Annotated in this window: 10 protein-coding genes; 3 read left to right on the top strand and 7 right to left on the bottom strand. The window is 63.7% G+C overall.

Annotated elements, in window-relative coordinates:
• Positions 1-62: 62 nt before the first annotated feature.
• Positions 63-1649, bottom strand: a complete 1587-nt coding sequence (gene ggt, locus QX034_RS21030) for a gamma-glutamyltransferase (RefSeq protein ID WP_315706835.1) — start codon at positions 1647-1649, stop codon at positions 63-65.
• A 131-nt stretch (positions 1650-1780) separates the two neighbouring features.
• Between ggt and QX034_RS21025 the strand changes: the two genes are divergently transcribed.
• Positions 1781-2545 carry a rhodanese-related sulfurtransferase gene (locus QX034_RS21025; RefSeq protein WP_315765439.1) on the top strand — a complete coding sequence of 255 codons (765 nt, stop codon included), beginning with the start codon at positions 1781-1783 and terminating at the stop codon, positions 2543-2545.
• Positions 2538-2771 (top strand): SlyX family protein, encoded by a 234-nt coding sequence (locus tag QX034_RS21020; RefSeq protein ID WP_315706836.1) that lies wholly within the window; start codon positions 2538-2540, stop codon positions 2769-2771. The genes QX034_RS21025 and QX034_RS21020 overlap by 8 nt, the downstream gene beginning before the upstream one ends.
• Here QX034_RS21020 and QX034_RS21015 read toward each other — a convergent pair.
• Together QX034_RS21015 and QX034_RS21010 are read right to left on the bottom strand one after the other, a co-directional pair.
• The gene (locus tag QX034_RS21015) at positions 2768-4711 is read right to left on the bottom strand and encodes a diguanylate cyclase (protein ID WP_315741736.1); all 1944 of its coding nucleotides are present in this window, start codon (positions 4709-4711) and stop codon (positions 2768-2770) included. The genes QX034_RS21020 and QX034_RS21015 overlap by 4 nt on opposite strands.
• A 192-nt stretch (positions 4712-4903) precedes the next feature.
• A complete protein-coding gene (locus QX034_RS21010; protein WP_315700615.1) occupies positions 4904-5152 on the bottom strand; it encodes a hypothetical protein in 249 nt (82 codons plus the stop codon).
• A 212-nt stretch (positions 5153-5364) separates the two neighbouring features.
• On the opposite strand from QX034_RS21010, the gene hemE reads away from it, so the two are divergent.
• Positions 5365-6411, top strand: a complete 1047-nt coding sequence (gene hemE / locus QX034_RS21005) for a uroporphyrinogen decarboxylase (protein ID WP_315700616.1) — start codon at positions 5365-5367, stop codon at positions 6409-6411.
• A 3-nt stretch (positions 6412-6414) separates the two neighbouring features.
• On the opposite strand, the gene hemC is transcribed toward hemE, so the two are convergent.
• From hemC to QX034_RS20985, 4 genes are all read right to left on the bottom strand, one after another.
• Positions 6415-7392, bottom strand: a complete 978-nt coding sequence (hemC, locus tag QX034_RS21000) for a hydroxymethylbilane synthase (RefSeq protein ID WP_315700617.1) — start codon at positions 7390-7392, stop codon at positions 6415-6417.
• Between the two features lie 15 nt (positions 7393-7407).
• Entirely contained in the window at positions 7408-9033 is a 1626-nt protein-coding gene (locus tag QX034_RS20995) for a choline dehydrogenase (RefSeq protein WP_315700618.1), read from the bottom strand.
• 101 nt (positions 9034-9134) lie between these two features.
• Complete coding sequence (locus QX034_RS20990; RefSeq protein ID WP_315747795.1) at positions 9135-10316, bottom strand: acetate kinase; 1182 nt, start codon at positions 10314-10316, stop codon at positions 9135-9137.
• Positions 10316-11722, bottom strand: a complete 1407-nt coding sequence (locus QX034_RS20985) for a bifunctional enoyl-CoA hydratase/phosphate acetyltransferase (RefSeq protein ID WP_315700620.1) — start codon at positions 11720-11722, stop codon at positions 10316-10318. Before QX034_RS20985 ends, QX034_RS20990 begins: the two co-directional genes overlap by 1 nt.
• Positions 11723-11820 lie beyond the last annotated feature (98 nt).

Below are 11820 nucleotides of genomic sequence, written 5' to 3'. Positions count from 1 at the left end.
CAGCACCGCACGGAGGCTCTGGATCGTTTCGCTGCGCGCGCGGCGATGACGCTCAAGCCGGCTCAATAGCCCAGCGCGCAGCCGTCCTTGCGCGGATCGGAGCCGCCGGTGAGCGTGCCCTTGTCCCAATCGATCCAGACCGCCTGGCCGCCGCCGAGCGGCGCAACCAGCTTGGTGGTCTTGTGACCGATCTTCTGCAAGCCCTCGACGACATCGGCCGGAATGCCGTCCTCGAGCTGATAGACGCCCTCGTAGTGCAGGCCGCGCGCCATATCGATGGCCTCCTGCACGTCGCAGCCAAAGTCGAGGATGTTGGTCAGCACGTGGGTCTGGCCGGTCGGCTGATACTGGCCACCCATCACGCCATAGGACATCTGGGCGCGGCCGTTTTTCGTCACCAGCGCCGGGATGATCGTGTGCAGCGGCCGCTTGCCGGGCCCGATGCAGTTGGGATGACCGACCTGGATGCGGAAACCGCCGGCGCGGTTCTGCAACAGCACGCCGGTCTTGTTGGAGACGATCGCCGAGCCGAAGGAATGCGCGATCGAATTGATGAAGGAGCAGACGTTGCGGTCGCGGTCGACGACGGTGATGTAGACCGTATCCGGATTCATCGGCGGTGCCACGTTCGGCAGATCGAGCAGACGGTCCATGCTGATACGGCCGATATACTCGTCGGCGAATTCGCGGGCGAGGATCGCGGCGACGTCGACCGTCATATGCGCCGGATCAGCCACATGCTGCTCGCGGATCATATAGGCGATGCGCGCTGCCTCGGCTTCGAGATGCATGCGTTCGACCGAGAGCGGCGCAACCTTGGTGAGGTCGAAACGCGACAGGATGTTGAGCATCACCAGCATGGTGATGCCCGGGCCGTTCGGCGGGCACTGCCAGACGTCGTAATCCTTGTACATGGTGCCGATCGGCGAGGTCACCTCGGTCCTGTGGTTGGCGAAATCCTCCAGGGTGTGGAGGCCGCCGATGCCGCGCAGCGTCTCGACGATGTCGTCCGCGATCGGACCGGTGTAGAAGGCCCGCGGCCCGTCCTTGGCAATCGCACGCAGGGTCTGCCCGAGTTCCGGCTGGCGGATCACATCGCCAGCGACCGCGGGCTTGCCATGCGGCAACAGATACCGTTCGGTGTTGGTGCCGTTCTTCAGCTTCTCGAACTGGTTCTTCCAGTCGAAGGCGATGCGCGGCGCCACCACATAGCCTTCTTCTGCCGCACGAATCGCCGGCTGCAGCAGCCGGTCGAGCCCCAGCCGGCCGTGATCCTGCAGGATGCGATGCCAGGCATCGACCGCGCCGGGGACCGACACCGCGTGCGCCGACGTGAGCGGCACCGAGTGGATCTTGCGCTCCAGATACCACTCGACATTGGCTGCCATCGGAGCCCGGCCGGAGCCGTTATAGGCCGTGATCCTGCCATCGCCCTTCGGCTGCACCAGCGCGAAACAATCGCCGCCGATGCCGGTCGATTGCGGCTCGATCACCGCGAGCAGCGCGGCAGCTGCCACGGCCGCATCTGCCGCAGTGCCGCCGGCCCGCAGCACCTCGATCGCGGCCAAGGCGGCCTGCGGATGCGACGTTGCAACCATGGCGTTGAGGGCGTGAACCGTGGATCGACCGGGGAAGTGGAAGCTTCTCATTCTTGCTCGCTGCGTTCTGCTAGAAGGGCAAAGGAGCCCGCGCTGGCCGCCGTCATGACATATTCTGTCCCGCCTGGGCAATGGCTGGGATACCAGCTTTTCCGATGGCAGTTCTGCTGGTAAACGGCGGCATGGCTTTCAAGGTCGCAGCCTTCTATCAGTTCACCGCACTGCCGGATTTCAGGGCACTCCGTGCGCCGCTGCTGGCGCTGTGCGGCCGGCTGGGAGTGAGGGGCAGCCTGCTGCTGGCGCAGGAAGGGATCAACGGGACCTTGGCCGGCAGCCCCGACGGCATCGACGCCCTGATGCGGGAATTCTGCGATGGACCGCTGTTCGGCGGGCGGCTGGACAACCTCGAACTGAAATTCTCGACCGCGCGTGCCATGCCGTTCCAGCGGCTGAAGGTGCGGATGAAAAAGGAGATCGTGACGTTAGGCGATCCCGCGGCCGATCCGACCCGGCAGGTCGGGACCTATGTCGATCCCGCCGATTGGAACGCGCTGACATCATCGCCCGACGTTTTCGTGCTCGACACCCGGAACGCGTTCGAAGTGGCGATGGGCACCTTCGAAGGCGCCGTCGATCCCGCCATCAAGAGCTTCGGCCAGTTCAAGGATTTCGCGGCCGCCCATCTCGATCCCGCCAAGCATAAGCGGATCGCGATGTTCTGCACCGGCGGCATCCGCTGCGAGAAGGCGAGTTCGCTGCTGCTCGCGCGCGGCTTTGCCGAGGTCTACCATCTCAAAGGCGGCATCCTCAAATATCTGGAACAGATCCCCCAGGGGGAAAGCCGCTGGCGCGGCGAGTGCTTCGTATTCGATGAACGCGTCGCGCTCGGTCACGGCCTGCGAGAACATTCCGAACGTCGCCAGCAGGAGGGCGCGGGTGATGAGTGAAGCCGGAGAGCTGAATGCGACCAAGGAGTTGAGCGAGCGCATCGACGCGCTGGAAGCGCGCGTGATGTTCCAGGACGACACGATCGAGACGCTGAATCAGACCGTCATGATGCAATGGCGCGAGATCGAGGCGCTGAAGCGGCAGATTGCCGCACTCGGTGAGCGGCTCGATGAAGCCCAGGCAGGTGCGGAAGGGCCTACCAACGAGCCGCCGCCACACTATTAGGGTCTGGCGCGAACACCCGTGCGTTCGCCTAGGCTGGTGTCGCCGTCAGGGGCTAGGCTCGGCGCCAATGGGATCAACTCGCCCGCCATGATGACGCGGTCGCGGCCGCCATCCTTCGCCGCATAGAGCGAGCGATCGGCCGCCTCGATCAACGATGCACGCTCCAGCGAACGCTCGCTGCCCGGCCGGCACACGGCACCGCCGATACTCGCCGTCACGATGCCGAATGGGGCGTTACCCCGATGCGCGATGGCCCTCTCGCGGATCGCGCGGCGAATCCGCTCGCCGATGCGCGCGCAGCCGGCCGCATCGGTGTTTGGCAGCAGAATCGCAAATTCCTCGCCGCCATAGCGCGCGGCAAGATCGGAGGTCCGTTGCACTTCCCCGGCGAGAACGACAGCCACGGTGTGCAGGCATTCGTCACCGGCCTGATGCCCATAGGTATCGTTGAAGGCCTTGAAATGGTCGAGGTCGATCATCAGGAGCCCCAGCGAGGTCTTCTCGCGATAGGCGCGGCTCCATTCCTCGAGCAGCCGTTCGTCGAAACGGCGGCGATTGGCGAGGCCAGTGAGGCCGTCCACGACTGCCAAGGTTTCGAGCTTGCCCTGCAGCGTCATCTGCTGGGTGACATCGCGCGTGATCGCTACAAAGCCATCGAGCGAGCCGTCATCGTTGCGGCTTGCGCTCAATGTGGTCTCGACCCAGATCTCCGATTTGTCGCGCCGCCGGGTACGATAGGTTGCGCGCGCCTCTTCCGTTTCACCGCGCTTGATCGAGAGGATGATCTCTTCGATCGGCGAGGCGTCGAGCGGATGGATGCCGGCGAGCGCACGCTTGCCAAGCAGTTGCGCCGGCCTCCAGCCAAGCACCCGGACCACCGACGGCGAGATGTAGCGGATGCGATCGTCCGGCCCGATCCGAGCGACGATATCGCTCGAATCCTCGGCGAGCAGGCGGAAATTCTTTTCGCTAGAAACCAATGCCGACGCCAAGCGCCGTCCTTGGAGTATCAATCGCACCAGGAAAAGGCCGATTCCCAATATCAGGAGGACGAGGCCAACGATGACCGCGATCCGAACGAATGAATGCCTTTTCCATTCTGCCAGTACATCCTCCTGCGTCCGTGTCACGAGCAGCAGGAATGGATAGCGCTGCCCGCGCTGGTAGAAGCCGATCCGCTCGGAGTCATCCTGCAGGAACTGCACATGCAGGTTTCCGGAGCTCGGATAAAAGGGAATGTCATCGGCGAGTGGCTGCGGTGCCGCATCGGCCACCAGATCGACGCTATGCGCGAGGATCGTTCCGTCGCGGCGCATCAAGCTGATGGTCCCGTGCGGGCCGACATCGAACTGATGGTAGAAATCGGAAAAATAGTCGACCTCGATCGTGGCAAGCACCACGCCCGCAAAGCGGCCGTCAGGATGATTCCACCGGCGCGACAAGCTGATCACCGATTGGTGGCCGGACTTGCTCTGCACGGGCCCGCCGATCAGGAGCGAGCGGTCCGCCGATTTTCGATGGTAACCGAAGTAATCGCGGTCGGCATTGTTGACGTTCGAAAGAGCGACGTCCTCGGTCGCCGCGAGACAGCGCCCATTCTCATCATAGGCAAAAACGCCCCGGATCCGGCCCAGGCTGGATCTACCGCTCGTGAGAATGGCTTGTAGCCGCAAAACCGTCGTGATGCTTCCATCGTCTGTCTCGAGCGCGCTCACGGCGCCGCGGATGGTTGCTTCAGCGAGTTCAATCGTATCCTCGGCATGTTGCGCAAGCGAGCGTGTCAGATTGCCGAGCTCAACTTCGGCGCTCCGGAGCGTGTTGTCGCGAGAGGCCCATTCGCTCCCGCCGCTCAAAACGACGATGGCTGCGCAAACAGACAGGACAAAGACAGCCGCCCACATAGGCAGGCGGCTCAGTCGGTTATGCGCGACAACATCCATTCCGCGGGACTCTCCAGATCGAGGAAAAATCCCACGCACATCTTATTTATCTCTGAAATGGACGCCGAACGGCGAGGTCGGATGACGGGTACATTCCCGTATGACTACTGTTATCGCCGTATATTTACGGGTCGTGGCACCAGTCAGGACTCGGATGCCGCGACGTTTTGGCGCACGGCGTTTTCCGATACCTCAGCGCACGAAGACGGATCGGAACTTGTCCCACAAAGATGGGGCGTGCGCATCCGCGCTTTCGTCATCGACGCTGCGCCCCCTCTTGGTGACGACCGACGGCTGTTGCGCGCTGACCGGATCGGATGCGGGAAACGTGTCCATCAAACCGTTGTCGAGTTGCGTCGTCGTCTCGCGATCGCGCCGTGCCGCTTCACGCGGATCGTCGGCATGCTTGTCGTGCGGGGCGGGATCGAACTTCTCAGCCATGATCATCTCCCTTTGAGCTCGATAATCTGAGTGAGACAACGCAGGGGGAAAACCGGCGTTCCGACCGGATTTCGCGGGCTCTGCACGGGCACAGGGATCGCTCACGAACGCCGCATCGAGCCCACGTCCGGATGCCGGATTGACCTTGGCCGGAACCGCATCCCCATGTATCACAGCGGTCAATCGTTCCCGATGATTGCGGAGCCTCAAGCTTGACCCAGACCGAGACGAACAAGCCCTTTATCGCCGTGCTCTCCGGTCAGCGACAGGCTGTGCCGCCGATCTGGATGATGCGACAGGCCGGCCGCTATCTGCCGGAATACCGCGAGGTTCGCGCCAAGGCCGGCGCTTTCCTCGACCTGTGCTTTTCGCCCGAGCTTGCGGCCGAAGTGACCTTGCAGCCGATCCGCCGCTTCGGGCTGGACGCAGCAATCATCTTTTCCGACATCCTGGTCATCCCACATGCGCTCAGCCGCAGCGTGCGGTTCGAAGTCGGCGAAGGTCCGCGCCTCGACCCGCTGGACACGCCGGAGAAGATCGCGACGCTGGCGACGGAAGCCGATTTTTCCAAGCTCGAGCCGGTGTTCGAAGCGCTACGCCGCGTCCGCGGCCAGCTGGCGCCGGAGACCGCACTGATCGGCTTCTGCGGCGCGCCATGGACGGTTGCGACTTACATGGTTGCGGGCCAGGGCACGCCCGACCAGGCGCCGGCGCGCCTGCTCGCCTATCGGCATCCTGAGGCCTTCAGCAGGATCATCGACGTGCTGGTCGAGGCCTCGATTGCCTATTTGCTGAAGCAATTGGAGGCCGGCGCCGAGGCGCTGCAAATCTTCGACACCTGGGCCGGCGTGCTTTCGCCGCGCCAATTCGCGCGGTGGTCGATCGAACCAACCCGACGCATCGTCGAGGGCGTGCGCAAGGCGCGGCCACACGCCAAAATCATCGGATTTCCGCGCGGCGCGGGCGCACTGCTGCCGGACTACGTGGCAACAACCGGCGTCGACGCCGTCAGCATCGACTGGACAGCAGAGCCGAACCTGATCCGCGACCGAGTCCAGAGCAAGGTCGCGGTGCAAGGCAACCTCGATCCGCTGGCGCTGATCACCGGCGGCGCAGCGCTCGATCAGGCCGTCGACGATGTGCTGGCGAACTACGCGCAAGGACGGCACATCTTCAATCTCGGCCACGGCATCCTGCCGGAAACGCCGATCGCGCATGTCGAACAGATGCTCGCGCGCGTGCGCGCCTATCGCGGCTGACTGTTAACGCGGCCGGCTGCGCTCGATCAGCTCGGCCGCGCCCTGAGCCAGCAGTTCGAGCCCGACCGCGCGGCCAAGCTCGCGGGGACGATCGGCCGGCCCTGTGCGCTGCGCCTCGATGAAGCGGTCACCGGCTTCGTCGAGCACGGAGGCGGTCAGCGTCATCTGCATGCCGGCGATCGTCGCAAATCCGGCGATCGGCGAATTGCAGTGACCGTTCAAGACCCACAGAACTTCACGCTCGGCGTCCGCACAGCCACGCGCAACCGGGTCGTCGATGGTCGACAGAATGCGCCGCGTCTCCCAATCGGAAGCCGCGCATTCCACCGCAACAATGCCCTGCCCCACTGCGGGCAGCATGTCGGCAATCGGAAAATCGTAGGACGCACGATCCGCAAGGCCGACCCGCTCGAGTCCGGACCGGGCCATGATCAGTGCGTCCGCCGGTCCGACGGCGCCCCCGTCGGGCAAACGCTGCAGCTCGCCACCATCGAGCTTGCGGATGCGGGTGTCGGCGGCGCCGCGAAAATGGATCACGTCCGCGTTTGGAAGCAGCCGCCGCGCATAGGCCGCGCGCCGTACCGCGTTGGTGCCGATCTTGAAGCCCCTGCCGCCCTCGCGGCGGAAATCGTCCAGCGACAGCCCCTGCCGTAGCACCAGCACGTCGCCGGGCGGGTCCCGCGAGAGCAGCGCGGCGACAACCAGTGCCGGCGTTTCCTCATTGCCCGGCATATCTTTCAGCGAATGCATGGCCGCATGCAACTCACCGGTAAGCATCGCGCGGCGGATCTCGGCCACGAAGGCGCCACCTTTGCCGCCATGGGTCAACAGCTTGCTGGTCTGGTCGGTATCCCCCGTCGTCTCGAACCTGACGATCTCGATGTCGAGCGAGGGGATCGCGGCGCTCAGCCGGCGCGCGATCTCCTCGGTCTGGGCCAAGGCCATGGTGCTCTTGCGTGTGCCGATCCGAAAACGAGTCACAACTCTACTTCCTGCTCAGTGCGCATCCTGCAAGATCATGTCGGAGGCCTTTTCCGCAATCATGATCACCGGCGCGTTGGTATTACCCGAGACCAGATCGGGCATGATCGAAGCGTCGACGACGCGCAGACCTTCGATGCCGCGCACCCGCAAGCGCTCATCGACCACGGCCAGCGCATCATTCCCCATCCGGCATGTCGAGGTCGGATGATAGATCGTGCTCCCGGTCTGCCGGCAATAGGCCAGGATGTCCTCGTCGGCAATCACTTTCGATCCCGGATAGGCCTCATCGGTCACATAGGGCTGCAGCGCCGGCGCGGCCAGGATCTTCCGCAGGATGCGGAGGCCGTCGACATTGGCCCGCCGATCGGTTTCGCTGGCCAGATAATTGATGCGGATCTCCGGCGGCGCGGCCGGATCGGCGCTCCTGATCTTGAGCGAGCCGCGGCTTTCGGGCCGCAACTGGCAGACGGAGGCGGTGAAGCCCGAATAGGTATGCAGCTGTTCACCCATTTTATCCGTCGAAAACGGGATGAAATGGATCTGGATGTCGGGGCTCGCGAGCCGCGGATCGGTCTTGAAGAAGGCACCTGCGGTGCCGGCCGCGATCGTCAGCGGTCCTTTTCGGAACGCGACATAGTGAGCGCCGGCCAGCACCCGGCGTAGCGGATGGTGGACGATATCGTTCAGCGTGATCCGCTGACTGCAGCGCATGACGATCCGCACCTGCATATGGTCCTGCAGATCGTTGCCGACGCCGGGCGCGTCGAGCACGATATCAATGCCATGGCGCTTCAGGAGCTCGGCCGGACCGACGCCGGACAGTTGCAGGAGCTGCGGCGAATTGTAGGCACCGCTGGCAACCAGGATTTCCCTGCGGGCGCGCGCGGTGCGCACACGCCCATGCTGGCGGAATTCGACCGCACGGGCACGGCGGCCTTCGAAAACGATGCGCTGCGCCAGCGCATCGGTCTCGATGTGCAGGTTGGCCCGACGCTTCGCCGGACGCAGATAGCAGAAGGCGCTGCTGGCACGCCGGCCGCGGAGCGTCGTGGTCTGGAAGAAGCCTGCGCCCTCCTGGGTCGCGCCGTTGAAATCGGTGTTGTAGGGAAGGCCGGCCTCGACAGCCGCCTTCACGAAGGCCTCCGAGAGCGGGTCGTCGTGCCGCCAATCCGACACCGGAAGCGGTCCGCTGACCGCGTGGTAATCGTCGGCGCCGCGCTGCTGATTTTCCGCCCGCTTGAAATAAGGCAGCACGTCGTCATAGCCCCAGCCGACATTGCCCCGCTGACGCCACCGATTGTAATCCTCATGCTGGCCGCGAACGTAGAGCAGTCCGTTGATCGAACTGGAGCCGCCGAGCACCTTGCCGCGCGGCTGGAATACCGAGCGGCCATCCAATCCAGGCTCGGGCTCGGTCTGGTACATCCAGTTGACCGTCTTGTCCTTGAACAGCTTGCCGTAGCCGAGCGGCACATGGATCCAGATATTGGTGTCCTTGGGACCTGCTTCCAACAGCAACACCTTGTGCTTGCCGTCGGCGCTCAGCCTGTTTGCTAGCACGCAGCCGGCCGACCCCGCACCGACCACGACGTAGTCGAACTCCAAATCCGCCTGCTGCGACGCCATATGGCTGCTCATGTTTCCCCCGAGCTATCCTGTTCTTATCCTGTCCTGCAGATACCAAATCGGCGGCGCAGGCAAGGGCAATTCGGACAGCCGTCCTCTGCGATGGGCTCGGGCTACCGGCTTGCGGCCAACAGTCGCGCGGTATGGCGCGCAATCATCATCTCCTCATTGGTGTTGATGACGAAGACGCGGGCGCGCGAGCGATCCGACGAGATCACGGACTCGCCGGCCCGGTTCCTGATATCGTCGAGTTCGATACCGAGCCATTCGAAGCCCTGACACAGGCGCTCGCGAATACGCCAGGCATGCTCGCCGATGCCGCCGCAGAACACGACGGCATCAAGGCCCGAGAGGATCGCCGCCATCGAACCGAGCTCGCGCCGGATGCGAAAGACGAAATAGTCGATCGCCTCCGCCGCCTCGCGGCTGCCGGCCGCCTCCAATTCGCGCATGTCCTGCGAAAGACCAGACAGGCCTTTCAGCCCCGAATGCTTGTAGAGCAGGTCTGTGATCTGCTCGGCCGTCATTCCCTTTTCCTGCAGCAGATAGAGCACGACGCCAGGGTCGAGCTGGCCGCAACGGGTGCCCATCGGCAATCCGTCCAGCGCGGTGAATCCCATGGTCGAGCCGACGCTCTGGCCATCGCGAATGGCACACATCGAAGCACCGTTCCCGAGATGCATGACGACCACCCGCCCCTGCTCATAGAGCGGCGCGATCTCTTTCATTCGCTCGACGATGAATTCGTAGGACAGGCCGTGAAAGCCGTAGCGTCGGATGCCCTCGTCATAGAACTCACGCGGCAGAGCATAGACGTCGTTGACCCACGGATGCGAGCGATGGAAGGCGGTATCGAAGCAGGCCACCTGAAGTGCGTCGGGAAACGCCTTGTGGGCGGCGTGGACTCCGGACAGATTGTGCGGCTGGTGCAGCGGCGCCAGCGGAATGAGTTTTGCCAGCTTCTCGATGTTGGCGACGTCGAGCACGATGGATTCGGAGAACTCGATCCCGCCGTGCACGACGCGATGTCCGACCGCCTCGATCGCGGTCTTACCGATCACCTTGCCCAGAAGCGACAATATGAGATCAAGCGCAGCTTCATGGTCGGCCGCCTTGGTTGCATCGACCTGCTGGTCTGCGACCGTCTCAGCGCCCTGCTTCGCCTTCAAATAAGGGCCCGCAGTGCCAAGGCCGTCGATCTGGCCTTCAAGGCGCTGGGCGATTTCGGCATCCGTCTCGAACAGCGCGAATTTGATCGAGGACGAACCTGAATTCAGAGTGAGGATGTGCTGCACTATTGAGCCGCCTCATCGATGTGAACCCGCGCCTGACCGCCATCCTTCCACGCTTTATACAGCGCCGCGATGGCGCAGGACGCAAGCCGCGCCTTCTCGCCGTCGGCGCGACTGGTCAAGATGATCGGAACGGTCGCACCGAGCGCCAGCCCGGCGGCTTCCGCCTGAGCGACGAAAACGAGTTCCTTGGCGAGCATGTTCCCGGCTTCCAGGTTCGGCACGATCAAAATATCGGCGTGGCCGGCAACGAGCGAAGATATCCCCTTCGTCTGGGCAGCGGTGACATCTATGGCGTTGTCCATCGCGAGCGGCCCATCGACCACCGCGCCGCGAATCTGACCGCGATCCGCCATCTTCGCGAGCGCGGCGGCGTCGAGTGTCGATGGAATTTGCGGGTTGACGGTCTCAATCGCGGAGAGCACGCCGACCTTCGGCTTGTCGATGCCGAGCGCGAGCGCCATGTCGATCGCGTTCTGGGTGATGTCGACCTTGGCCGCCAGATCCGGCGTGATATTGATGGCCGCGTCCGAGACGATCAGCACGTGATCGAGCCCCGGCACGTCCATCACGAAGGCGTGGCTGAGGCGTCGGCTGGTACGCAAGCCGCCGTCGTGCTTGACCACGTGATGCAGAAGCGCATCTGTATGCAGGTGCCCCTTCATCAGCGCATCTACCTTCCCGGCCCGCACCAGCGCCACGGCCGCGGCCGCGGCCGCATCATCGCCCCTCACGTCGATGATTTCCACACCGGTCAGGTCGACGCCGATCTCCTTGGCGACCTCAGAGATGATGGCTGCCGCCCCGACCAGAATGGGACGGATCAGGCCATGCTCGGCCGCCAGCATCGCGCCCCCGAGCGAGCTCTTGTCTTCAGGCACGACGACAGCCGTGACAAGCGGCGGCAGCCCTTCGCAGGCCTTCAGCAGACGATCAAAATGCCGATGCCGCTGGATCGGGCACTCAGGCACGGAACTGTCGTCCCAGCAAATTTTTCGGGCTGGCGCCAGCACTTCGGCAACGCCTTCAGCCACGAGATCACCGTTCCGATGAGTAATGGTCGTATCCAATCGGATACAACGATCGGGCAGCTTCTCGCGCACGGTGACGCCGACATGCAACTCGTCTCCGATGTGGACACGGCTGGTAAAGGTGAAGCTCTGAGCTTTGTAGAGCGTTCCGGCGCCTGGCAGGATGTTGCCGAGGACGGCCGACACCAGCGCGCCGACCCACATCGATGGTGCAACGGCATCCGAATACGTCGTGCCATTCTGCTCCGGCAGATGCAGCGGGTTCAAATTCCCCGAAGCGTGCGCAAAGATATAGAGGTCGTTGGCGGTACAGACACGCGTGATTGAGGCGGTATCACCCACCTTCATTTCGTCATACAGCTTGTTCTCGCGGATCATGCCGCGCTCTCTCCTTCAGTGCACAGTTGCTTCAGCTTGGTCTGCGCCCCGTCGACCCGCATTGCCTGCGAAACATATCGACGCCCCAAGGTCGAAGC

The organism is Bradyrhizobium sp. SZCCHNR3119, assembly GCF_032487775.1.
Taxonomy (GTDB): domain Bacteria; phylum Pseudomonadota; class Alphaproteobacteria; order Rhizobiales; family Xanthobacteraceae; genus Bradyrhizobium.
Note: the sequence above shows the minus strand (reverse complement) of the source record. Positions and strands in the feature narration are given on the sequence as shown.

Excerpts from the sequence above, each read along its gene's own strand:
- QX034_RS20995 (WP_315700618.1), bottom strand. The coding sequence starts at position 9,033 with ATGAGCAGCCATATGGCGTCGCAGCAGGCGGATTTGGAGTTCGACTAC.
- QX034_RS21015 (WP_315741736.1), bottom strand. The coding sequence starts at position 4,711 with ATGGATGTTGTCGCGCATAACCGACTGAGCCGCCTGCCTATGTGGGCG.
- QX034_RS20985 (WP_315700620.1), bottom strand. The coding sequence starts at position 11,722 with ATGATCCGCGAGAACAAGCTGTATGACGAAATGAAGGTGGGTGATACC.
- QX034_RS21010 (WP_315700615.1), bottom strand. The coding sequence starts at position 5,152 with ATGGCTGAGAAGTTCGATCCCGCCCCGCACGACAAGCATGCCGACGAT.
- ggt (WP_315706835.1), bottom strand. The coding sequence starts at position 1,649 with ATGAGAAGCTTCCACTTCCCCGGTCGATCCACGGTTCACGCCCTCAAC.
- QX034_RS21025 (WP_315765439.1), top strand. The coding sequence starts at position 1,781 with ATGGCTTTCAAGGTCGCAGCCTTCTATCAGTTCACCGCACTGCCGGAT.
- QX034_RS21020 (WP_315706836.1), top strand. The coding sequence starts at position 2,538 with ATGAGTGAAGCCGGAGAGCTGAATGCGACCAAGGAGTTGAGCGAGCGC.